Source organism: Streptomyces sp. NPDC031225 (assembly GCF_055570355.1).
Map to the genome: position 1 here is coordinate 156,650 of NZ_JBVIHJ010000023.1, position 22,615 is coordinate 179,264.

Below are 22,615 nucleotides of genomic sequence, written 5' to 3' on the forward strand. Positions count from 1 at the left end.
ATGCGCCCCGACACGCCTGCCGAGAACGTCGACCACACCGCCGAAGCGGCACGCCTGGAGCGGACCGCCGACCGGTATCCCGAGGACGCCGAAGCCCTGCTCGTGCAGGCCGCGGCCCATCTGGAACTGGCCGGCGACCGCCCCTCCGCGACCACCCTCTACGACCGTCTGCTGGCCGCACAGGCCGGCCTGGAGGACCCGTTTCTCGTCCGTGCCCTGAAGGCCGCGAACCTCTGGGAGTACGGCCATGAGGCCGAGGCCCGCGCGATCATCGACGGCGTCCGCGCGGCGGCACCCCGGGACCCGGCCCCCTGGGTGATCGTGGCGGAGGCCCTGGAGTCCCACGACGAGCTGGAGCAGGCGCACGAGACGTTCACGGAGGGGGCGCGGGTGCTCCTGACGGACGTGGCGGAGCCGCCGTACTCCACACACCCGCTGCTCTTCGGCCGCCACCGCGTCCGGCGGATGCTGAACGCCGCCCACGACGAGTGGGACATGCTGGCCGACACCCTGCACTCGTCGTCGGGCTCACCGGTCCCGCTGGACGAGCTCCACGACCCGAAGCGGGTGTGGTCCCTGGGCTCCGACAACCCGGCGGAACTGCAGGCGGAGATCTCCCGCCTGCGGGCCGAACTCGGCACGTTCAGGGAGGCGTTGTCCCGTCCCTTCCCGGTGGCGGTGCTGCACTGGCCGGCCGCCGAACTGGCGGAACTGGTGAACGCCTACCCGTCGCTGTCGTCGGAGTACCCCTCCCACGACGACCACCTCGCGACGATAGAGGCGTCCCTGCGCGAGCTGTCCTCCTCCGGCACCCAGAACCTGGGCATCGTGACGGGCACGGTCCCCTCGTACGAGGCGTTCGCGGCGTCGGAGGGCTCGTCCCCGGCGGACACGACCCTGCTCCCCCAGTACGCGACCATCCTGGCGGCACGGGGACGCGCGGTGGAATGGCCCCCGCAGCGGGGCACGACGTGCTGGTGCGGTTCGGGCCGGGTTTACGGGGAGTGCCACGGGGAGTGAGCGCGGCGGAGTGAGCCCCGGAAGTGACGGGGGGCCGGGAGTGACGGGGGCCCGAGAAGCTGCTGGCCGGCTGCTCGGGCCCCGTCTTTTGTCTGGCCTACTCGCTCAGCCACTCGGTGGCGTTGAGGGCGAGGGCGGCGTTGGTGGCGCCGGTGTCGTTCCAGCCGTCGTAGAGGGTGTTTCCGGACTGGCCGGTGCCGTCGTCGATGGGTGAGCTGTCGCCCCAGAAGGCGACGCGGCCGCTGCCGAAGGTGCTGGTGGCGAAGAAGGCGCCGGTGTTGCCGGAGTAACCGGAGCGGTAGACCAGGCCCTTGACACCGGAGTCGTCGGCGGGCTTGAGGGTGGCCGTGGTCCCGTTGGCGATGAGGCTCTTGGTGACGGTGCCGAACGAGCCGTGCAGGACCGCGTTGCTGCTGTCGGTGATCGCCTGCGGGTAACCCGAGCTGATGTTCAGCGAGTCGATCGAGAAGCCGAACGGGTCGGTGGAGTCGACGCTGTTGTTGCTCATGAGGTCGTTGAGGATGTCGACCGCGTCGGCGCCGTCGTTGTTCCGGTCGGAACCGGTGTGGTCGGAGATCATGAACAGCCCGCCGCCGTTCTTCACGAAGTTCATGATCGCGGTCTTCTCGGCGGTGGTGAAGAGGACGTTGGGCTCGGGCAGCACAAGCGTGTCGAAGTTGGAGAGGTCGTTGGCCGAGGTGCCGCCGTACGTAAGGGCGCTGGTCGAGGTCTTGAGGCTGTAGTCGCCGGTCTTCTGGAGGGCTACGCCCCAGGAGGAGAGGGCGCCGGTCCAGTCGGTCTCGGCGGAGGGCGATGCCTTCTGCCCGGTGGGGTCGGGCTGGCTGGTGGAGATGATCCAGTCGGCGTTGCCTGCCGTCTCGGCGTGGGCGTTGTCGAAGAGGACACGGTGGGTGGTGGCAGCGGCTGCGGGGGCAGCCGCCTGAAGGGTGGCGCCGGCGGCCAGGAGGCCGAGGACGGTGAGGGCGGTGGTGAGGCGGCGGGGGGTGGTGGTACCGAGGCCGGGCATCGCGTGAACCTCCGTGCGTGGGGGGCGAGTTGGGAGTAGGAACGCCGGTGCGGGGGCCGGATCTTCGCGCGTAGAACAGTGAACGGACCATTGACATGTCCACCGCTCAACAGGCCAGGACGCTACACAGAAGATCACCGGGGTCGGCAGGGGCGCCGAGGGGTTCACGTAGACCTCTTATGGACCTCTTACTCGCCGATACCCTCCGCCGGCCGGAGGTGAACGGCGTGGTGGCCGACCCCTGGAGGCCGGCCACCACACTGGTGGGCCCCAATCCCTCCTTCAGATGGAGGTGCCCGTGACCGCCGTGCCGGACCTGGTCACCGTGTACGTCAGGATCGCCCCGCTCCAGAAGTGGAAGGTGAGGGTCACGGGGGCGCCGTCGGTGACCTCGCCGAAGAACGCGCTCGGCAAGGTGATCGTGTCTGCGGTGTAGTCCACCGTGAAGGCCACGTTGAACTGCTTGTACGTCGTCCAGGACTGCGGACCGGCGGGGCTGCCGTCGGCGTAGACGGCTTCCATGGTCGCCAACTTGTCACCGTTGAACGCGGTGGGTATCACCAGCGAGGTCGTCGTACCCGTCGCGCTCGTCAGTACCGGCTTGTCGGAGATGATGACGTTGACGGCCCAGGGGATTCCCTCCGTGAACCGGAGGGACAGAACGGCGTTCGTGCCGTACTCCTGCGACGCGGTCAGCCGGCCGAGAGCCGCCGCGGCAATCGTCAGCGTGCTGCCGCTGACGGTGTAGTCCACACCGCGGACCAGGTGACGGGCGCCGACGACATCGATTCTCGTCAGCCGGGTGCCGTTGAGGTTCAGCGTGATCGTCGCGTCCGTCGGGGTCTTGCCCTTGGGTACGAAGAGCTGATCGGTGGACGCGGTGCCGGAGCGCCCGGTCCAGCTGGAACGTATCTGCGCATAGAGGCTCGGGTCGTTCCACTGCATGGTGCGGCGGTTGAAGCGACTGCCGTTGTCCCACAGCATCGTGGTGAGGCCCCGGTAGCGGGCGTAGTAGCCGAGATACTCGAGGTACTTGAGCGTCTCGCCCTGTTCGACCGTGCCGGGGCCGGAGTCCCAGCCGAGCAGCCCGTACTCACCGACGACGACCGGGATCCCCTTGGCCACGAAGGACCTGTGCAGCAGGTCGAAGGTGTCGGTCAGGTCCTGCTGGGTGGCCGCGTTGAAGGTCGTGTAGCCGGCGAGGTTCACGCTGAAGGGCCAGAAGCTGTAGTAGTGGATCGAGGCCACGAGGTTCGGGTCGTCGAGCGCGGCGAAGGTCGCGAGCAGGGTCTCGATCTTGGCCTGATCCGGGGTGTCCCCCAGGGTCGGCATGACAAGCAGCCGGTGGGCGTTGTTTCCACCGGTCGCGCGCACGACGGAGTGGAAGGTCGTGTTGAGTTCGTTCATCAGAACGGCGTTCTGCGCGTCGCCGGAACTGCCGTTGAAGAAGGGCTCGTTGATGCTCTCGAAGAGCAGTCGGCGCGGCTCGTCCCGGAAGGCGGCGGCGATCTGCTGCCAGGTGGCCGTGTACTGGGCGAGGACCGCGTCATGCTGGGCCGGCATGTTCGGCACCCACTGCCACGCGTCGCCGTGCATGTTGATCAGAACGTAGAAGCCGTCGGCCAGGGCCCAGTCGACCACCTCCTTGAGCCTGGCCAGGAACGCCGGGTCGAGGGTGTAGGCCGGAGCCGGGCCCTCGTGCTGGCCCCAAGTCACCGGAATCCGGATGCTCTTGAAGCCCTGCGCCTTCAGCCTGCGGAAGAACGCCCGGGTCACCCGCGGGTTCCCCCACGCCGTCTCGTCGGCGCCGATGGCCTCGAAGGTGTTGCCCAGGTTCCAGCCGGGCTGCATGTCCGCGACCACGTCCAGCGCGGACGCCGACGCGGCGGAACCGGTGGCACTGGCAGCGGCCTGGGCGGCCGACGGGGTGGCCAACGCCGCGACGGCGAGGGCCACGGAGGTCGTCACGACCTGTCGGCGAGTGAAACCGGCTGAACTCGGCATAGAGCTCTCCATTGAGTCGAAAGACCTGCCCTCACGTCGAAGGCTTCAACTCAACGTCGAAGCGCTTCGACACGCTGCGGGAGCCTAGCGCAGGCTGGCGACGGTGAGAATGGGCTGATCCGCATGGAATCTGGATCGAGCACAAAGGGCGACGCGTCGAAGCGCTTCCCTCCGACGGGGCGGCAGACGCGGTGTCTCCCTGAGCTCGGCGGCCCTTTGGCATCGGGCGGCGCCGGGGACGACCACAACTTCGCCGGCCCAACTTTGGGGCGTTGATCATTTGCGAAGACATGAGTCGTGACGGCGTCGCCTGCTACAACAGAGCCGTTGCCGGACCTGAAGCGAATGGGGAACATAGCGTGGCCCAACCGGGGGATCTGTCACAACCAGTCGCGGGCGTGTACGAAGAACTCGTCACCCAGCGCATGCAGGCACAGATGGAACAGCTCAACGCTGCTGGCTGGAAGGCCGTCGACGATGAGGTCAGCGAAGAATCGTCTCCCCATGTGCTTGCCCGCCACATCAGCCGGGCCATCGGGCGACGACTCAGCCAACTGCCGCCCGAGAAGCGAGTCGCCGTAGCCAACCGGGTCATCGAGTCGCTCGCGTCCGCCCCCTCGGAAGGGGGTCCGGATGACGTCGTCGAGCTCATCGCCGACGGCCCTCGCCAACTTCTGGCACTCGCCGAGAAGGAGGCGCCCGGTGTCTACGCGATGCGTCCGCTGACACCGCTCTCCGAAACCGCGCTTATCACCAACTCCCCCGAGGATCCGAGTCTCGGCAGCGAATTGCGCGCCGAATTGGCCACTGCAGACCGTATTGACCTGCTCTGCGCTTTTGTGAAGTGGTACGGCCTGCGCGTACTCGAAGACTCACTCCGCGCCGCCAGGGACCGCGGCGTTCCGATCCGGGTCATCACGACCACCTACATCGGTGCCACCGATCGCCATGCGCTGGACCGTCTTGTCCGCGACTTCGGCGCCGAAGTGAAGGTCAACTACGAGATTCGCTCAACACGGCTCCATGCGAAGGCCTGGCTGTTTCGACGCCAAAGCGGCTTCGATACAGCGTACGTTGGTAGCTCCAACCTCTCGAAGGCCGCCTTGCTCGACGGCCTCGAATGGAATGTACGTCTGTCGTCGGTAGCCACTCCGGCAGTGCTCAACAAGTTTGAGGCCACCTTCGAGGCGTACTGGAACGACATCGCTTTTGAGGCCTACGATCCAGATCGCGACGCCCGCAAGTTGGACGAGGCTCTGGGTATGGCGGGTGGCTCCCTGTCGAGCCAAGACGCCAAGATCAGCCTCTCGGGCCTTGAAGTTCGCCCATACCCGCATCAGGCCGACATGCTGGAGCGACTGCGTGTTGAGCGCGAGGTCCACGGGCATCAACACAACTTGCTTGTGGCCGCGACCGGCACCGGTAAGACAGTCATGGCCGCCCTCGACTACCGCAATCTGCATCGCGAGTGGGGAGGTAGGCAATATCCACGCATCCTTTTCGTTGCGCACCGTAAAGAGATTCTGAAGCAGTCACTGCGCATGTACCGCGAAGTCCTCGATGATGCATCCTTCGGTGAAACGCTATTCAGCGGCGAGCTTCCACGCGACTGGAAGCACGTGTTTGCCAGCGTTCAATCGCTCACGGACCAGCGACTCGACCAATTCGAGCCGGAGCACTTCGACATCATTGTCGTCGACGAGTTCCACCACGCCACGGCTGCCACGTATCGTCGTGTCCTCAATCACTTCAGGCCGAAACAACTTCTCGGCCTGACCGCCACTCCTGAGCGCGCTGACGGCCTAAATGTGCAGGATGAATTCTTCGAAGGACGTATCGCCGCCGAGATGCGGCTATGGGAAGCCCTCGACAACGACCTCCTCTGCCCGTTCCACTATTTCGGCGTGCCCGACGGGACGGACCTCAGCCGCCTCAACTGGCGTTCCGGAACATACGATCAAAGTCAGCTAGGCGATCTGTTCTCCGCCGACCATGCTCGGGCCCGTATCGTCCTCAAGCAGGTGCGGGACAAAGTGTCCGACCCTTCCAGTATGCGGGCGCTCGGCTTCTGCGTCAGCAGGAAGCACGCCCACTTCATGGCGAAGTACTTCAAGGAAGCAGGCCTCAAGGCTGAGGCCTTGGACAGCGCATCGAAACCCGAAACCCGTGACAAGGTGCTGTCCCAGCTCAAGTCCGGAGAGATCCAAGTCATCTTCTCCGTTGACCTCTTCAACGAAGGCCTGGATATCCCCGACGTCGATACGCTGCTCCTCTTGCGTCCCACGGGTAGCGCCACCGTCTTCCTTCAACAACTCGGTCGAGGCCTGCGCCGCACGCCAGACAAGCCCGTACTCACGGTGCTCGACTTCATTGGGCAACATCGCGCCGAGTTCCGGTTCGAGGAGCAGTTCCGGGCGATGACGAATCTGTCGCGCAGCAGGCTCCTTGAACACGTCGAGCGCGACTTTCCGCTCTTGCCGTCCGGTTGCCAGATCATCCTTGAGGGTAAGTCCAAGGACCTTGTACTGAATAATATTCGCACTCAGATTAAAGCAACCGTTCAGACCCTTGCAAAGGAAGTCAAAGCCTTCGATACGCCTCTCCTTGCCGACTATCTGAGGGAGAGCCGCCGCGAGGTCAGGGAGCTATACAAGTCGAGCAATTCATGGACCTCAGTCCTACGCCGCGCCGGACTAAGCGACCTTCCCGAACAGGCCGGCGAAGAAGACCTCTTGAAGCGTGTGCACGCATTTTTGCATGTCGACGACCTCGAACGCACCGAAACGTACACTCGCCTGTTGAGCGATGACGCGCCAACGTATGAGTCGCTGACCCCGAGAGATAAAACGTTCGCACGCATGCTCTTCTTCAACCTCTGGGACAAGGCTGGTGGGTTTAGCTCCTATACGCAGGGACTTGAATCACTGCGCGAGCAACGAGCATTTCGGAGCGAACTCCGGCAGGTACTGACACATGTGATGGGCCAGGCTGATCACTTCCCCATCTCACTGGAAGGCCCGCACGCACACATTCCCCTGAAAGTGCACAGCGCGTATAACCGCTCGGAGATCCTGGCAGCGCTTGGCGTGGCCCGTCTGGGCGGTCAGATGCCCGGCTCCTTCGCACAAGGCGTCCTGTGGGACGAGCAGAACCAGACAGATGCATTGCTGATCACCCTTGAAAAGAACGAGAAAGATTTCTCCCCCACCATCAGGTACAAGGACTACGCGTTGAGCCCCTCCCTGTTCCACTGGGAGTCACAGAGCACGACCGCAGACACCTCACCCACAGGTCTGCGCTACCAGCAGCACACCGTGCGGGGAAGCCATGTGCTGCTCTTCATGCGGCGCTACAAGGACACCGACATCGGCAAGGCCCAACCGTGGATGCTCCTCGGTCCAGCGACTTACGTCCGGCACGAGGGCAGCAAGCCCATGGCCATCACCTGGCAGCTGCAACATGAGCTGCCTGCGGACGTGTGGTCGTACGCGACCATCGCCGCGGGATAGCCGCTGAGCACTCAGACAACGTCAGTACGCTCAGCCTCGAAGTGGGTTTGTGCCCGATCAAGTACGTCATCGGGGTCATGGCCGTGTGCGCGTAGCCAGTGCAGCACGTCGGTCACAACCCCGATGGCAGCCTCTTCTGCCAACGCCACGCTCAGCACACTGCCACCGCTGAACATGGCTGCACCACGCGCGAGTTGCCATGAGCCATACAGGTCAAGGATTGTTTCGGCCCGGGTGACACGGGGGCCATTCGACTGGCCACACGTGGCGGAGACATTTGTAGCCAGCTCACACCACACCACCTTGGACTCATTCCGAAGAAACGCACCCCATCGGTGATTCGTCAGAGCATCAACGAGCGCCATCCCTCGGCCTGACTCCAGTGCGCTACTGGCAGCGAGCAGGGTGGGCAATGCCCGCGCATCGGGGTCCTCAACTTCCAGGCGCAGATACGACTCGTTCATCGCCATACGCAGCGTCGCGGGTGTTCCCTCGCCGACATGTTGAACGACGTTGGTGACCAGTTCTGATACGCAGATCTGCGCCACGTCCACGTGCTCACCCAGCCCCCACAGGGTGAGCCGGAGCTTCAGCATTCTTCTCAGCTCGGATAGTGCACTCGACTGGGCAAGCAACTGGTGCCTCCAGGGCTCACGCTCGACGCGACCGCTCACATAGATCATCGTCGACCACCTTTCACACGCTCCGTAGCGCACTGTGCACGCGCCCATGACTCTCAGTCACAGAGTTGCAGTGCATCGCCCGCCGTGCAACATGCATGAAGAGATTCCCTCTTTAGGGTGATTGGCCTTTCCTGGCCCTTCCGGTGGGATGGAACGTCCGCTAATCCACGAGGAGTTGCCATGGCCGGATCCCCCACAGCCCGACGCCGTCGTCTAGCGATCGAGCTAAAGCGGCTACGCGAAGAGAGCGGCCTGACCTGCAGCCAGGTGGGCAAGGAGTTGGACTGGAGCAGCTCCAAAATCAGCCGCATGGAGACGGGGCAGGGACGCGTCCAACCTTCAGACGTCGATGCCTTGTGCCGGTTCTACGGGACCCTCGATGACCTGCGCGATCTTCTAAAGTCACTGGCCAAAGAGTCCAAGACAAAGGGGTGGTGGCATGCGCACGGCGACGCGATCCCTGCCTGGTTCTCCGTGTATGTCGGCCTCGAGCAGGCAGCTTCCAGCCTGCGTACCTATCAAGCCGAGTTCATCCCCGGCCTGCTCCAAAGCGCGGAGTACGCAGCCGATCTGAGTCGCGGTTGGGTCGACCACACCCCAGAGGACATTCGGCGGATGGTTGACGTCCGGCTGTGCCGTCAGGACCTGCTTACCAGCGAGAGTGCGCCTGACTTGTGGGCAGTTGTCCATCAGAGTGCCTTGCTGCACACAATCGGTAGCCGTCCGGCCATGGCACGCCAACTCGAACGTATGCTGAAAATGCAGCAGTTGAAGAACATCACCATCCAGGTGCTGCCATTCGACGCAGGCGCCCACCCCACCACCGGGTCATTCACGATTCTCGGCTTCCCGGAGCAGGAGGACCCAGACCTGGTCTACCGGGAAGGACTTACCGATTCGGTCTACCTTGAGGAACCGAAGGACGTGGCCCTGTACACGAAGGCGTTCGACCATCTCAGGGCCCTGGCGTTGAGCCCCCAGCGCTCGACCTCACTGATCGCAAGACTGTTGGAGGAGAACTCCCGATGATGCCGCCGAAGAGCACACTCTGGCGTAGGAGCAGCTATAGCAACGGCATGGGGGGCGAGTGCTTGGAGATGTCCCCGCTCTCCGAAGCCATCGCAGTACGCGACTCGAAGATGGCCACGGGGCTTCAACACCTCATGTTGAGTACTGCGGCATGGCAGAGCTTCATACGCTCCCTGCCACCCTTGGACGAAGAGGCCTCTAGCTGACGGGCTGCCGCGGATCGCGCACGATTTCTCCAGCTCTCTGCAGGAAGGCGGCATGAGCCTCCGCCATCTCTACCCTCACCCGATCAAAGCTGGACCAGTCTGCAGACGAGCCCGTGGAACCCAGACTCTCCACATGGAGCAAGCAGCTCACTGCAGCTACCGACTTCCCCGTGAGCGCGTAGGCCAACACGTTTGCTGGGGTTGGCCCCCATAGCGCCAATTGGCTAGTTTTAGTCTGCAATTCGAGCGTGCACTCTCGCAACTCGCGCCCTGCAGCCTCATCAAGCCTCACTCCGCTCCGCGCCTGAGGTGCGATGCGCGCCAGCGCATCATCGAGAGCCGCATAAGCCGCAAAGAGGGCGCCAAAGGACTGGTGTCGCTGACTGCGCACCCATTGCCAGTGTTCTGCTGCTGCCTGGCCATGCACCTGCGCCAACGCCGCCTCAACTGCCTTACGTCCGCCGGCCTCTGCTCCGCGCTGGGCGTACTTGCCAGCGATCACAGCCCCGATGACTGCGGACACGAAAGCGATAACACCTGCGATGACCGTCCCCGTCGCCTCACTCATCCCCCCATCCTCGCCTGGGCCTGGCGCTGCCACAACGTGCACCAAGACGCCTGTGTCACCTGCCGCACTTCGCGAGCTCTGAAGCCATTAACCTCACCACATGACGACGTCCACGCCCGGGTTCCAACCCGGCGCCATCCTCACGCGTGCACAGATCCATCCCGTACTCGGAGGCAGCGGCTACGCCGGAATCTGCCCAGCGAAGGAGAAACGGAACGTCCTAGTTTTCTCCGACAGTAAGGTCGGTGAGCGCTACGGATATCGTGATGGGTGGCTCGCCGAGGACGATGACCGAGGCCCCATATTCACCTATACCGGAGCGGGAAAGCGAGGCGACCAAGTCTTAGAGGGCGGAAATGCTGCGATCCTTGAGCACGCCGAAAAGGGACGCACCATACATTTATTTGTCGCCGTGGGCAAGCTCCCCGGGAGCGACACTCGAACACATAGATACATAGGGAAATTCGAACTTGATAAACATAAGCCGTTCGACGTAGCAGAGGCGAAAGACGAACTAGGTCAAGACCGCTACGTCATTGTCTTCCGACTGCGCCCCATCGGGTTTCACATACGAGAGACTTCCGACACTCTCCAACCCGCACCCGAATCCCGGTTTCGGTTCAACCGTTCCGCGGGCCGGTTCGCCCGGGCGACTCGACGCCAGAGGCGCCAACGCCAGCCCCGCACTGAGGTCGACCAGGTAGGAGCGGCCCGCGATGAACTGGCGGATACCTTCGAGGAGCGTCAGGCCTCTGGAGGGGAAACGATCGGCCAACTGGAGTTGTCGATGCGTAACTCGACAACTCGCCTCATGTTCGACCTTTACAACAGGACGAACAACACTGTGTATGAGCCGACAGGCAGCGCGGCGAGCGAGTCGATCACTAAGGCTCTCGCTCAACTCCTTCTTGCACGGCGCTACTTGAGAGGCCTCACACACGATCACCCTCTCCACCTCATGGTGCTCGCACCATCATTACCCCGTGAGGATCTCCGTGACCTGCTTGCCGAGCACGGGATCGGCATCGTGTATCGCAACGACAGCGGCGGCTTCTCTGAGGTAGAGGGGAGCACCCCAGCGTCCAGTAGCGCTCCTCGATCCTTGCGCTGCTTGGATTGCCCTGTACCCGTCTGACGAACGAGGTCCTGGCGTCCGTGAAAAGGACGCCAGGACCAAGGTGAGCCTGGTCGCGGAGCGCGAACAGATCAGTCGGGCCCGCCTGATTGACGGTGTGCGGCAGCGTGGTCAGCGGCGGCCGCCTCGGAGTTTGCCGAGGAGGCGTTTGGCCTGGGCCTGGCGGCGGGGGTCGGATGCGGTTCGGCGGGCCTGTTCGGCCGTGCGACGGCCTTGAGGGCTCCTTGCGAACTGCTTGATACGTTCCATCATGCGAGGCATGGCGGCTCCTTCCGACGGTACCGGCGCGTGCGCTTCCTCAGGCTCGCCTACCCGTTGAGGGACGGGTCAGCCCTCCCCGTCGGCGAAGGTTCGGCTGACAGCCGAGTCGTGAAGGAACGTCGCGGTGGTCCCCACGAAGCGGGCGGCGGCGTCGTCGAGCCAGGGGTGGTGCCCCGCGCCGGACTGGATGACGCAGTCGTAGTCGAAGATCGCGGCGTGTGTGGCGAGGCCGTCCAGGTCGCGGCGCCGTTCCAATAGGCGATCTGGCTGTGCGGGTTGGGCATGATGGGTGCCTCCCTGGGCGTAGGAGTCATGGCCCGCAACGTCCCCGGTCAGGAGCGCGCGTGAGCACAGTTGAGGGAGTCGAGGCCCGTGGTACGCGGCACTGTGAGACGACTGCTCTTGGAGTGCTGTTGCGGCATCAGGGGGTCGATCTGTCCGAGCCCATGCTGTTCGGTCTCGGTGGGGGGCTGTCGTTCGTCTACTGGGACAGCAAGAGCATGGGCTTTCCCTTTCTCGGAGGGCGGGTGCGGCCGTTCGAGCTCACCAGGAATCTGGCCGGCACACTCGGGCTGGATCTTCGGGTGCAGGAGACCGCCTCTCCGCGGAAGGGGTGGGCGAACGTGGTGGCCGCCGTCGACGCCGGGCGTCCCGTGGGGCTGCAGCTCGACAGTTATCACCTGGACTACTTCGGGTCGAAGGTGCACTTCGGCGGTCATGTCGTCGCCCTGTACGGGTAGGACGACCGCACCGCCTACCTCGTGGACACCGACCAGCAGGGCGGAGCTGTCTCCACCGGTCTGGACGGACTCGCCCGGGCGAGGGCCGCGCGTGGGCCGATGACCGCCCGGCACCGGTCCTTCACGCTCACCGTGCCCGAGGGGCTGCCCGTGCCGGAGAGTCGGATCGTCCCCGCGATCGCCTCCTGCGCCGACGCGTTCCTCAACCCGCCCATCGCCAACCTGGGGCATCGCGGCATCGACAAGGCGGGCAGGTTGGTACGGGCATGGTTCCGGCGGACCGACGACCCGCAGCGGGATCTGCCGCAGGCCGCCCTCCTGATGGAGAAGGCCGGTACCGGTGGCGCCCTGTTCCGCAACCTCTACCGCGACTTCCTCGCCGAATGCGCCCAGTCCCTAGACAGCGACCACCTGCGCACCGGTCACCGGCTGTACGCCGAGGCGGCCGTCCTGTGGACGGAGGTCGCCGCGTTGATCACGAGCGCCGGGGAGTCGGGCGAGGAGCAGTACCTCGTCCGGGCGGACACGACGCTCTGCGATCTGTCGTGTATCGAGCGCGAGGCCATGCAGGCGTTGAGTCGTCTGGGGAGCGAGGGTTAGGGGGGTGGCGAGGCTTGCTGAATCAGGTTGTCGCTCCGGGTCCGTCACTTCTCGAACCGGTACTTCAGGTGCGTGGCGAGCGGTGTGTCCACCACCCTGAGCTGCTCGAGCCGCCCTGCGCCCAGGCCCTCGAACAATCGCAGCCCGTCGCCCAACAGCGCCGGTACGACGTGGAGTTGAAGCTCGTCGATGAGGCCCGCCCGTAGGTACTGCTGCACCACGCTCGCTCCGCCCGCGATGTCGACGTTCCTGTCCCCGGCCGCCGCCCGGGCCTGGGCGAGGGCACTGTGGATGCCGTCGGTGACGAAGGTGAAGGTCGTGCCGCCCTGCTTGACCAGCGTCGGGTGGGGGCGGTGGGTGAGCACGAAGACCGGGGTGCGGAACGGGGGGTCGGCGCCCCAGAAGTCCGCGCCCGTGTCGTACATCATGCGGCCCATGACCACCGCCCCGGTCGCGTCGAACCACTCCCGCATCAGCTCGGAGTCGCGGTTCTCCTCGCCGCCGGTCATGCCCTGGCGTTCGCGCCAGCTCGCCAGGTTGTGGATCCACTCGAAGAGGGGTTCGGCGCCGTTGCCGCCCGGGTTGTCGAGGGTGACGTCGGTGCCGGCGATGTAACCGTCGAGGGAGACGGCCAGGTCCGCGGTCACGGTCATGAGGGAGGGCTCCTGTGATCCGGTGGTTGATCCCGTGGGTGTTCTCTTCACTGTCACGTCGATCGGGGAACGGCGCATTCGACAGGCTCGATGCGCGGCGACGCTCGTCAGCGACGTCGCGTGTCCGCTGCGGCGCCGACTGCGGGGATACTGCCTCTCAAGCACCGACCCTGGAAGGCGACACCATGTTCATCCTCTTTGGCACCAAGGGGTACCTGTACCAGCTCGCGATACTCACACTCGTGTGCGGGCAGTGCGGGAACCCGGCCGCGCACACGCTGCGCAAGCGCGTCACGAAGTTCACCCTGTTCTTCGTGCCGCTGTTCCCGATCTCCACCAAGTACGCGACGCAGTGCACCTTCTGCGGTGCGGAGCACAAGCTGAACGCACAGGATGCGGAGCAGCTGCAGGCGCAGGCCGCGTCCGGTGCCGGGCACGGGGGTCAGGTGCAGGGCCAGGCCCCGCAGCAGCCGCATCAGCACTGAGGGACGACGTACAGCTGCGGCTGGTCCCGGCCGGGCCTGTCGCAGCCGGGTCTGTCGCGGCCGCGGGTCCGTCTCGGCCGGGCTTGTCTCAGGCGGGTCTGTCTCAGGCGAGTTTGCGGGCCACCCCGCCGTAGAAGCCGATCTCCTCGGAGCGGGGCGGCGGGGGCGTGTTCGGGCGCCAGAACGGGACCTGGGCCACGCCCGGGTCGATCAGCTCGAAGCCGTCGAAGAAGCGCTCGATCTCGGCGCGGGTGCGGAGGTTCATGGTGGCGGTCGCCTTGGCGTAGACCGCCGCCGCGTCGCCGCGTTCCGCGAAGTCGCCCGTGGCGTGGGAGAGGATCAGGTGGCTGCCGGGGGCGAGTGCGTCGCGCAGGGTCGCGATGATCTCCTCCGGCTTGTCCGCCTCCGCGAGGAAGTGGACCACCGCGACCAGGAGCAGGGCCACCGGCTCGTCGAAGTCGATCACTCTGCGGACGTCGGGGTCGTCCAGGATCGCCCGCGGGTCGCGCAGGTCGGCCAGGGCGATGCCCGTCGTGCCGTCCGCGCTGAGCAGGGCGCCGGCGTGGGTGTTCACGATCGGGTCGTTGTCGACGTACGCCACGCGGATGTCCGGCGCCACCTCCAGGGCCGTCTCGTGGACGTTCGGTGAGGTGGGCAGGCCGGTGCCGATGTCCAGGATCTGACGGACGCCACTGCCGACGACGTGGCGGACGGCCCGGCGCAGGAAGGCCCGGTTGGCCCGTACGCCGATCCGCGCCTCCGGGGCCACCGCGATGAGCCGCTCGCCGGCCTCGCGGTCGACCTCGTAGTTGTCCTTGCCGCCGAGTAGGTAGTCGTAGATCCGTGCGGGGTGCGGCTTGCTGGTGTCGATCTCCTCGGCACGGAAGCCGTTCTCTTTCACGGTGCGCTCCTCTCCGGCGGCCGCGGAAAGCTGGCGGCGGCTCGCGCCAGCTTTCCATACGTCCGGTTCAACTCCCTTTCCCCTTACGGAAGTTTAGGCGGCGGATCAGGTGATGGCGGTCAGGCGGTGGGGTGAGGTCCGCAGCCGCCGCCGGTTTCCGGAGGAGCGGTCGGAGGAGTCTCCGGGGCGGGATCGATCGACGGCTCCGGGGGTGTCGGGGGCTCCGGAGTGGCTGGAGGGTAGGGGACGGTCGGGGGCTCTGACGGGGGCGACGGGATCGGCGGGAGTTCGGGGGTGGTGGGGGGCGCGGATGGGTCCGACGGGGGTGCAGACGGGTCCGCCGGGGGCTCCGGGGTGGTCGGCGACACCGACGGGTCCGACGGGTCCGACGGGTCCGACGGAGACGGCGACGGCTCGGTCGGTTCGGAGGGTTCCGGCGACTCCGGCGCGGGCGACGGTTCTGGTGACTCCGGCGCAGGCGACGGTTCTGGTGACTCCGGCGCAGGCGACGGTTCTGGTGACTCCGGCGCAGGCGACGGCTCCGAGTACGCCGGTGGTTCCGGTGTCTCCGGTGGCACCGGTGTCTCCCCGACCGGGTCGGGAGCCGTCGGAGTCGGGGTGTCCGGCGTCGGCTCCGGTGCAGGCGTGCCCTCCCCCGGCTTGCCTGGCCCCGGCTTGCCTGGCCCCGGGTCCTCGGGTGCCGGGCTCTCGGGTGCCGGGCTCTCCGGTTCCGTGGGCTGGGGGGACTCCGGCTCGGGTTCCGGCGTCGACGGCGTAGACGGCGGGGGTGGCGTCTGTACGGTCGGCGGCGGCGTCTGTACGGTCGGCGGCGTCGGCTCCTCTCCCCCGGGCGCGGGCACTACCGGGCTCGGACTCGGGTCCGGCGTTCCTGGCGCTGCCGGCGTGGGCCCCTCCGACGGAGGCGGATCGTCTGCGGCGCCCGAGGGATCGTCAGAACCCCCGGAACCCTGAACATCCGCGACCAGTTGGACGTCACCCGCCCCGGCCCCGCCATCGCGAGTCCGACCCCGGTCCCGACCCCGATCCTCACCCCGTCCCCGCTCATCGGCCGGAGGGTTCCCGGGCTGCTGCTCCCCCGTCGTTCCCGTCGAGGGCCCCGCCACCGGCGCCTGGGCGACCGGCGCCTTGCCCGGCAGAGTCGCCGTCGCGGGGGACTCCTGCACGCCGAGGGCGATCACGATCGCCACAGCCGCCGCGGCCGCCGTGCCCGAGGCCAGGGCGGCCTTGGTCTTCGGGCCCGCCGCACGGGCCGTACGCAGGAGACCGTTCCCACCGGCCGAACCGAACACCCCGACCGACCCGACCGACCCGGAGGCCCCCGTCGCCGCCGTCAGCGACGCCAGGAACTTCCCCGCGCCGCCGCCACCCACCGCGAAGACCAGCAGCGCGGGTCCCACGAGTGCGGGCAGCCGGTTGTTGGCGCGGATCAGGACGGCGAGGCGCCCGCGGCACCCGTCGCAGGCGTCGACGTGGGCGAGGAGGCGCTCGGACTGGCGCGGGGTCGCGTTGCCGCGGACGTAGGCCGGCATGCGGACCCAGTGGACCTCGCAGGCGGGATCGTCGGGGGCCTCGGTCTGGGAGCGCAGGAACGCCTGGCGCATGCCTTCGCGGGCGCGGTGCAGCAGTACGGCCGTGGCGCCCTGCTTGGCGCCGATCTGCCGGCCGACCGACTCCAGCGGCTGGCCCTCGGCGTCGGCGAGCCACAGGGCCTGCACCCAGCGTTCGGGGAGTTCGCCGAGGACGCGTACCAACAGGTCGGTGGAGGAGACCTGTTCGGCCGGGTCCTGCACGTGGCCGGCGGAACCGCCCAAGGCCGTTCCGGCCAAGGCCGCCGTACCCAGGGCCTGTTCGGGGACCTGCGGGTCCCGCGGGGTCTCGTGCGTGGCGCTCGCGACGGAGGACGCGAGGTGGCGCACGGTGGTCATGAGGTACGCGGGGACGTTGTCGATCTCGTGCCCCGCGGACAGCCGCCGCCATACGCGGAAGTGCGCCTCGGAGACGAGGTCCTCGGCCGCCCACGTGTTGCGGGTGAGCGAGCGGGCGTACGCGACGAGGCGTGGCTGTTCCTCCTCGTAGATCCGCACATATGCGGCGGTGGCGGAGGAGGATGCCTGGGCGGGCACTCTGGCCGGTTGATCGGTCATGCAGGAACGCTCCAGTTCCCGGCGGCCGGGGCTCGGAAGGGTTTGTCAGCGTAGATGACAAAACTTTCAATCATCCAGTTCCGAGAGTGATTCAGATCACATAACTGGGCCTCGATTACGGCGTAATCAGGGGGCACCGGGGTGAGTCGAAAAGGCAGCCGACTCACCTCCCACCCGAAACGGGGACCAGCTCCCATGCGCCACACCACCCTGCAACACACCGTCCGCGCCCGCCTGATCACCGCCGACTTCCCCGAACTCCCCATACGCCCCGTCCTGCGCTACAGCTCCGCAGACCCGTTCGCCGTGCGCATCGACTTCCCCGCGCAGGTCTCGGCCGACGGCGAGGGCGTGACGTGGATGTTCGCGAGAACGCTGCTGGAGGAGGGGCTCGGGACAATGGCCGGGGAGGGGGACGTACGGATACGGCCGTACGGCTGGGCCCGGACCGTCATCGAGTTCCACTCACCCCTGGGCCTCGCCGTGATCCGCTTCGGCACGGCCGCCCTGCGCCGCTTCCTGCTGCGCTCCTACGACGTCGTCGAGCCGGGCGCCGAGGACCTGGGCCCGCATCTCGACCACGGGCTCGCGGCGCTGCTCGACGAGGTGTGAGGCGGCGATCTCGACGGGGGCACACGCTGGGGGCAGGCGGCGGCCCGGTCGCCGGCTGCTGCCCTCTGGACAGCCGGAGAAATCCACGCGCCCGATGTCGGCGGGTGATGCGAGACTCGGCCCCCATGACATCCAATGACCCCAAGGACGACCTGCACCGCTACCTCAAAGCGGCCCGCGAAGCCATCGTCTGGAAGCTGGACGGACTGTCCGAGTACGACATCCGCCGCCCGCTGACGCCGACCGGCACCAACCTCCTCGGCCTCGTCAAGCACCTCGCCAGCGTCGAACTCGGGTACTTCGGCCCGACCTTCGACCGCCCCCACCACGAGTCCCTGCCCTGGCACGAGGACGGGTCCGAGCCCAATGCGGACATGTGGGCACCCGCCGACGAGTCGCGCGAGGACGTCCTCGGCCTCTACCACCGTGCCTGGGCGCACGCGGACGCGACGATCGAGGCGCTGCCGCTCGACGCGAGGGGCGACGTCCCGTGGTGGGGCGACGACGGCCACGTGACGCTTCAGCGGATCATGCTGCACATGACGGCCGAGACGAACCGGCACGCCGGTCACGCCGACATCGTCCGCGAGCTGATCGACGGCGAGGTCGGCATGCGGAAGACCAACAGCAACATGGATGGCGGCGACGGGGCCTGGTACCAGGAGTACTGGAACAGGCTGGAGGCGTCCGCGAAGGAAGCCCAGGCCCAGCTGAGCTGAGCAAGTTCGTCCGGGGATGTCCCCCACGCCCCGTCCGTGACAGTCCTGTTGCCGGAACTGTGGGCTCCGCCATAGCCGTACGCGTCGCCGGCTGCTGAACTCGGCGGATCCGGGGGCGGGCAGTCAGGGGGCCGGGATGTCGTTGTCGAGTCGGCGTCTGCGCGGGATCGCCGTACTGGCGGGAACCGTGGCGATCGCCGTGTACACCTGGGGACTGCTCCACCTCGCCGGCGCGCTCCTGGAGGCGGAGGACGGCGGAGCGAGCTCCGCGCCGATCCCGCCGTGCCGTGGGAACGAGCAGGCCGTCCATGTCATCGACTACTCGGTGAGCTTCCTCCCCCTCTCCTTCGACTGCGAGATGACGGGCGGCGGCAGCTACTCCTCCGAGGCGATCCCCCCGTACGTCACTCCCGTCGCCCTGGGCCTCGCCCTCGCCGCCGCGGCCTGCGCCGTCTCCTCCGCGTACGTGACGGAGCTGCGGCTGCGAGCCGAGGCACGCAAGGGCGAAGCCCGCTAGGCGTGGAGGACGAGCCTCAGGCGGTCAGGGCCAGCTCCGCCTTGCCGAACAACAGGGCGTAGCCGCAAGGGAGTCGGCTCAGCATCCGGTCGACGAGCTCGTCGCCCACCAGCTTCGGCAGGACGCCCAGCACCGAACTGACGTCCCAGCGGGCCGTCGCCGGGGTCGCGCCCTCGATGCGGGCGGCCACCGAGTCCACGAACTCCGGTGCCGTCAAAGGCCTGTTGAGCGGGGCCCGGGAGGCGAGGATCCGTGCCGCCCGTTCGGGCAGGGCCCGGGCGAGGTCGACGCGTTCCTCGCCGGTGACGTGGCCGCCGAGGGCGGACAGGACGACGCGGGTGACGTGTTCCGCCTCCGCCCTCGTCGCGTACTGTCCGGCGTCCCGCACCGCCTCGACGAGGCCGGTCCAGCTGGGTGGGTTCGCGCTCATGTACAGCTCTCCTGGGGGTCGTTGCGCCGGGTGCCCCGCGGACGGATGTGCCGGTCCGCGGGACACCACCGTCTGCTGCGTGAGGTTCAGCCGCTGATCTGCCGACGGCCGCTGCCGCCGCCCGCGATCTGGATCCGGCGGGGCTTGGCCTGCTCGGCCACGGGGATCCGCAGGGTCAGCACACCGGCGTCGTACGAGGCGTCGATGCGCTCCGTGTCCAGGGTGTCGCCGAGGAAGAGCTGACGGGTGAAGGAGCCCGTGGGGCGCTCGGCGGCGATCAGCTCCGCGTCCTCGGGGGCGGGGTTGCGGCGCTCGGCGCGGACGTTCAGGACGTTGCGTTCGACGTCGAGGTCGATCGACTCGGGGTCGATGCCGGGGAGGTCGAAGTGGACGACGAAGTCGTCCCCCGACCGGTACGCGTCCATCGCCATCGCGGTGGGGCGGGCGGTGGAGCCGAACACCTGCTGCGCGAGTCGGTCGAACTCGCGGAAGGGGTCGGTACGCATGAGCATCACGATCCATCTCCTCTCCACAGACTTTGGGAGCGATGCCCTACGCCTTCTTATATAGCCCGGAGAGAGGAAACTTGACAAGCCTGGGCTCAGGTTCGGAGGTACGTGCCCGGCGGGAGTTAGCCTCGGAGGGCATCGACGTGATCGTCAGGAGGCAGACATGGCCAGGGTTCCCAGTGCGGTGGTCGCCGCGGGCGGGCTCGTCGGCGGGTACGGCGTGGCCCGCTGGACGAAGAAGCGGCAGCTGGGCGGGGTGGTGCTGGCCGCCGCCGGGGCCACGGCGGCGCGGCAGTGGCGGGAGCGGGCCGGCGGGAAGGCGGCCGGGGCGCTGACGGCCGCGTATGTCGCCGGTTTCGCCGGGTCGCACCCCCTGGCCAAGAAGGTGGGCGCGTGGCCGGCCGTGTTCGGGGTGGCGGGCGCGGTGGCGCTGGCGTCCTGGGCGGTGGCCGACCGCAACGCCTGACGACGGCACCCTCAGCGGACTCCTCCGGCCCGGTGGGTCAGTACGTTCACCACCTTGCCGTTCGGATCGCGCACGAAGAAGCGCCGTACGCCCCACTCCTCGTCCCGCAGCTCCCGTACGACCTCCGCACCCGACGCCACGACCTGTGCGTACACGGCGTCGACGTCCTCGACCTCCACGCTCAGGTCGGGGACGACGGGCGCGGTGCGCTCCTCGGTGAGAAAGCTGATCTGGGCGGTCGGGTTGGCGGGCGAGGCCATCGTCACGACCCACCCCATGTCCATGACCTCCTCGAAGCCGAGAAGGCCGTAGAAGTCACGGTTGGCCGTCATGGCCGCCCCGGATTCGACGTGGATGTCGGGCATGATCCTGCGGATGCTCATGGGCACGGCTCCCTTTCTGCCGGCGGCGCCTTCCCGTCGTGGGCGCCTTTTCTGTTATCGCCTGCTCCACCCTCGCGTCTCCTGACCGCCCCCAGCCACCGGCACGCGAGGAATGACGTACGTGACTTCTCAGATCAGCCGCCGCAGCATGCTCAAGGCGGCGGGAGCCGCCGGTGTCGCGGTGACCGCCACGACCGCCGTCACCCCCGCGACCACGGCCGCCGCGGCCGGCTCGGCCTTCGCGCACCCGGGTCTGCTGCACACGCGGGCCGACCTCGCCCGGATGACCGCCAAGGTGAGTGCGGGCGTCGCGCCCTACACGGCCGGTTTCGCCAAGCTGACCGCCAACCGCCATGCGCAGAGCGGCTGGACGCCCAACCCGCAGGCGACGGTGTACCGGGGTGCGGGCAGCCCCCAGAACTACGCGACCCTCTACAACGACATCCACGCCGCCTACCAGAACGGTCTGCGCCACCACGTCAGCGGTGACGACGCGTACGCCGACACGGCCGTGGCGATCCTCAACGCCTGGTCGGCGAAGCTGACTTCCGTCGAAGGCAGCGCGGACCGTTTCCTCGCCGCGGGTCTCTACGGCTACCAGTTCGCGAACGCAGCCGAACTCGTGCGCGACCACCCCGACTTCGACCTCTCCCGCTTCCAGGAGATGCTCGCCAAGGTCTTCGCCCCGCTCAGCGACGACTTCCTGGTCCGGCACAACGGCGCCGTCGTCACCAACTACTGGACCAACTGGGACCTGTGCGCCATGGCGTGCGTCCTGGCGACCGGCATCTTCTGCGACGACAGCTCCCAAGTCGCCCGCGCGGTCGACTACTTCAAGCACGGCGAAGGCCTCGGCGCGATCAGGAACGCCATCCCGGTCGTGTCCGACGACGGCCTCGCCGAATGGCTGGAGGCGGGCCGGGACCAGGGGCACGCGCTCCTCGGCGTCGGCCTGATGGGCACGTTCTGCGAGATGGCGTGGAACCAGGGGTACGACCTGTACGGCTACGACGACAGCCGGTTCCTCAAGGGTGCCCAGTACGTGGCGAAGTGGAGCATGGGCGGGGAGGTCTCCTACACCGCGAACACCCGCGCGAAGGGCGCGATCGGGGGCTGGTCCGGGAGGGAGACGGCGTCCGCGGCGGCCGGTGTCGACCCCGCGATGACCCGCCCCATCTGGGCGATGATCGCCAACCACTACACGAAGCGCCGGGGGCTCTCGGCGTCGTACGTCACCCGGGCCGCGGCGAAGTCCTCACCGGAGGGCGGGGGCGGGGACTACGGCCCCAACAGCGGGGGCTACGACCAACTGGGCTTCGGCACGCTGGCGTTCACGCGGGATCGGGTGGCGGCGGTTACGGATGCGTCCCCACGCCCTTCGGCCAGTCCGACTACGACGACGTCCGGTGTACAGGACCTTGCCGCGAGCGGGTCCGGTGACGTCGCCGGTTGGTCCGCGGCGGCGGGGATCACTGCCGTGGCGGGGGGACTGCTGCTGCTGCGGCGACGCGGGGGTACGGACTAGGCAGCGCCGGGGCAGTCTTCGGCTGCGGACCCGGTGGGGGCTGGCCGCGCAGTTCCCCGCGCCCCCAGGGAGTTGCAGTCACCGGCACCACGACGGGACCGGAGGGCGGCTGCGGGCCGGTGGGGGCTGAGCGCGCAGTTCCCCGCGCCCCCAGGGAGTTGCAGTCACCGGCACCACTTCGCGACCGGAGGGCGGCTGCGGGCCGGTGGGGGCTGAGCGCGCAGTTCCCCGCGCCCCTGGGTGGGGACGGTGGACGCACCTTTGGACGCGCACGGCCCCCCGCGCGCCCGGGTGGGGACGGTGAACGCACCTTTGGACGCGCACGGCCCCCCGCGCGCCCGGGTGGGGACGGTGAACGCACCTTTGGACGCGCACGGCGTGAAGGGGGCGGGGGGGGGGGGGGGGGGGGGGGGGGGGGGGGGGGGGGGGGGGGGGGGGGGGGGGGGGGGGGGGGGGGGGGGGGGGGGG

At 67.6% G+C, this 22,615-nt stretch carries 21 protein-coding genes and 2 pseudogenes; 12 read left to right on the plus strand and 11 right to left on the minus strand.

The window, feature by feature from the left end:
- Positions 1-1,020, plus strand: a complete 1,020-nt coding sequence (locus ACZ48Z_RS33300) for an SEC-C metal-binding domain-containing protein (RefSeq protein ID WP_468739621.1) — start codon at positions 1-3, stop codon at positions 1,018-1,020.
- A gap of 103 nt (positions 1,021-1,123) precedes the next feature.
- On the opposite strand, the pseudogene ACZ48Z_RS33305 reads toward ACZ48Z_RS33300, so the two are convergent.
- Positions 1,124-2,160: pseudogene (locus ACZ48Z_RS33305) on the minus strand (hydrolase); the annotation flags it as partial.
- Between the two features lie 169 nt (positions 2,161-2,329).
- On the minus strand, positions 2,330-4,051 hold the full coding sequence (locus ACZ48Z_RS33310) for a cellulase family glycosylhydrolase (protein ID WP_468739622.1): 1,722 nt from the start codon (positions 4,049-4,051) through the stop codon (positions 2,330-2,332).
- 425 nt (positions 4,052-4,476) lie between these two features.
- On the opposite strand from ACZ48Z_RS33310, the gene ACZ48Z_RS33315 reads away from it, so the two are divergent.
- Positions 4,477-7,560, plus strand: a complete 3,084-nt coding sequence (locus tag ACZ48Z_RS33315) for a DEAD/DEAH box helicase (protein ID WP_468739641.1) — start codon at positions 4,477-4,479, stop codon at positions 7,558-7,560.
- A gap of 11 nt (positions 7,561-7,571) precedes the next feature.
- Here ACZ48Z_RS33315 and ACZ48Z_RS33320 read toward each other — a convergent pair whose 3' ends face one another.
- The gene (locus ACZ48Z_RS33320) at positions 7,572-8,243 is read right to left on the minus strand and encodes an ATP-binding protein (protein ID WP_468739623.1); all 672 of its coding nucleotides are present in this window, start codon (positions 8,241-8,243) and stop codon (positions 7,572-7,574) included.
- 180 nt (positions 8,244-8,423) lie between these two features.
- Here ACZ48Z_RS33320 and ACZ48Z_RS33325 point away from each other — a divergent pair, with 180 nt between their 5' ends.
- Positions 8,424-9,272, plus strand: coding sequence for a helix-turn-helix domain-containing protein (locus ACZ48Z_RS33325; RefSeq protein ID WP_468739624.1), 849 nt, complete (start codon positions 8,424-8,426; stop codon positions 9,270-9,272).
- Positions 9,272-9,478, plus strand: coding sequence for a DUF397 domain-containing protein (locus ACZ48Z_RS33330; RefSeq protein ID WP_468739642.1), 207 nt, complete (start codon positions 9,272-9,274; stop codon positions 9,476-9,478). The genes ACZ48Z_RS33325 and ACZ48Z_RS33330 overlap by 1 nt, the downstream gene beginning before the upstream one ends.
- Here the strand turns inward: ACZ48Z_RS33330 and ACZ48Z_RS33335 are convergent.
- Positions 9,471-10,046: a hypothetical protein gene (locus ACZ48Z_RS33335; protein WP_468739625.1), complete on the minus strand. Its 576-nt coding sequence runs from the start codon at positions 10,044-10,046 to the stop codon at positions 9,471-9,473. The two genes, ACZ48Z_RS33330 and ACZ48Z_RS33335, sit on opposite strands and share 8 nt — an antisense overlap.
- Before the next feature lie 100 nt (positions 10,047-10,146).
- On the opposite strand from ACZ48Z_RS33335, the gene ACZ48Z_RS33340 reads away from it, so the two are divergent.
- The gene (locus ACZ48Z_RS33340) at positions 10,147-11,181 is read left to right on the plus strand and encodes an SRA domain-containing endonuclease (RefSeq protein WP_468739626.1); all 1,035 of its coding nucleotides are present in this window, start codon (positions 10,147-10,149) and stop codon (positions 11,179-11,181) included.
- A 327-nt stretch (positions 11,182-11,508) separates the two neighbouring features.
- Here ACZ48Z_RS33340 and ACZ48Z_RS33345 read toward each other — a convergent pair whose 3' ends face one another.
- Positions 11,509-11,697 carry a hypothetical protein gene (locus ACZ48Z_RS33345; RefSeq protein WP_468739627.1) on the minus strand — a complete coding sequence of 63 codons (189 nt, stop codon included), beginning with the start codon at positions 11,695-11,697 and terminating at the stop codon, positions 11,509-11,511.
- Between the two features lie 89 nt (positions 11,698-11,786).
- Here ACZ48Z_RS33345 and ACZ48Z_RS33350 point away from each other — a divergent pair.
- Positions 11,787-12,782: pseudogene (locus ACZ48Z_RS33350) on the plus strand (BtrH N-terminal domain-containing protein).
- A 44-nt stretch (positions 12,783-12,826) separates the two neighbouring features.
- Here ACZ48Z_RS33350 and ACZ48Z_RS33355 read toward each other — a convergent pair.
- Positions 12,827-13,435, minus strand: a complete 609-nt coding sequence (locus ACZ48Z_RS33355) for a dihydrofolate reductase family protein (RefSeq protein WP_468739628.1) — start codon at positions 13,433-13,435, stop codon at positions 12,827-12,829.
- A gap of 185 nt (positions 13,436-13,620) precedes the next feature.
- Here ACZ48Z_RS33355 and ACZ48Z_RS33360 point away from each other — a divergent pair, with 185 nt between their 5' ends.
- A complete protein-coding gene (locus tag ACZ48Z_RS33360; protein WP_468739629.1) occupies positions 13,621-13,920 on the plus strand; it encodes a zinc-ribbon domain-containing protein in 300 nt (99 codons plus the stop codon).
- Between the two features lie 103 nt (positions 13,921-14,023).
- On the opposite strand, the gene ACZ48Z_RS33365 is transcribed toward ACZ48Z_RS33360, so the two are convergent.
- Entirely contained in the window at positions 14,024-14,821 is a 798-nt protein-coding gene (locus ACZ48Z_RS33365) for an SAM-dependent methyltransferase (protein WP_468739630.1), read from the minus strand.
- Positions 14,822-14,940: 119 nt separating this feature from the next.
- Complete coding sequence (locus ACZ48Z_RS33370) at positions 14,941-16,986, minus strand: sigma-70 family RNA polymerase sigma factor (RefSeq protein ID WP_468739631.1); 2,046 nt, start codon at positions 16,984-16,986, stop codon at positions 14,941-14,943.
- Between the two features lie 195 nt (positions 16,987-17,181).
- On the opposite strand from ACZ48Z_RS33370, the gene ACZ48Z_RS33375 reads away from it, so the two are divergent.
- From ACZ48Z_RS33375 to ACZ48Z_RS33385, 3 genes are all read left to right on the plus strand, one after another.
- Positions 17,182-17,598, plus strand: coding sequence for an SsgA family sporulation/cell division regulator (locus ACZ48Z_RS33375; RefSeq protein ID WP_468739632.1), 417 nt, complete (start codon positions 17,182-17,184; stop codon positions 17,596-17,598).
- Positions 17,599-17,723: 125 nt separating this feature from the next.
- On the plus strand, positions 17,724-18,317 hold the full coding sequence (locus tag ACZ48Z_RS33380; RefSeq protein ID WP_468739633.1) for a DinB family protein: 594 nt from the start codon (positions 17,724-17,726) through the stop codon (positions 18,315-18,317).
- Positions 18,318-18,453: 136 nt separating this feature from the next.
- The gene (locus ACZ48Z_RS33385) at positions 18,454-18,834 is read left to right on the plus strand and encodes a hypothetical protein (RefSeq protein ID WP_468739634.1); all 381 of its coding nucleotides are present in this window, start codon (positions 18,454-18,456) and stop codon (positions 18,832-18,834) included.
- A 16-nt stretch (positions 18,835-18,850) separates the two neighbouring features.
- Here the strand turns inward: ACZ48Z_RS33385 and ACZ48Z_RS33390 are convergent, their stop codons facing one another.
- Together ACZ48Z_RS33390 and ACZ48Z_RS33395 are read right to left on the minus strand one after the other, a co-directional pair.
- A complete protein-coding gene (locus tag ACZ48Z_RS33390; protein WP_468739635.1) occupies positions 18,851-19,264 on the minus strand; it encodes a DUF2267 domain-containing protein in 414 nt (137 codons plus the stop codon).
- A gap of 86 nt (positions 19,265-19,350) precedes the next feature.
- On the minus strand, positions 19,351-19,776 hold the full coding sequence (locus tag ACZ48Z_RS33395; RefSeq protein ID WP_468739636.1) for an Hsp20/alpha crystallin family protein: 426 nt from the start codon (positions 19,774-19,776) through the stop codon (positions 19,351-19,353).
- Between the two features lie 160 nt (positions 19,777-19,936).
- Here ACZ48Z_RS33395 and ACZ48Z_RS33400 point away from each other — a divergent pair, with 160 nt between their 5' ends.
- On the plus strand, positions 19,937-20,239 hold the full coding sequence (locus ACZ48Z_RS33400) for a hypothetical protein (protein ID WP_468739637.1): 303 nt from the start codon (positions 19,937-19,939) through the stop codon (positions 20,237-20,239).
- An 11-nt stretch (positions 20,240-20,250) separates the two neighbouring features.
- Here the strand turns inward: ACZ48Z_RS33400 and ACZ48Z_RS33405 are convergent, their stop codons facing one another.
- Positions 20,251-20,622 carry a VOC family protein gene (locus tag ACZ48Z_RS33405; protein ID WP_468739638.1) on the minus strand — a complete coding sequence of 124 codons (372 nt, stop codon included), beginning with the start codon at positions 20,620-20,622 and terminating at the stop codon, positions 20,251-20,253.
- 148 nt (positions 20,623-20,770) lie between these two features.
- Here ACZ48Z_RS33405 and ACZ48Z_RS33410 point away from each other — a divergent pair, with 148 nt between their 5' ends.
- Entirely contained in the window at positions 20,771-22,147 is a 1,377-nt protein-coding gene (locus ACZ48Z_RS33410) for an alginate lyase family protein (RefSeq protein ID WP_468739643.1), read from the plus strand.
- Positions 22,148-22,615 lie beyond the last annotated feature (468 nt).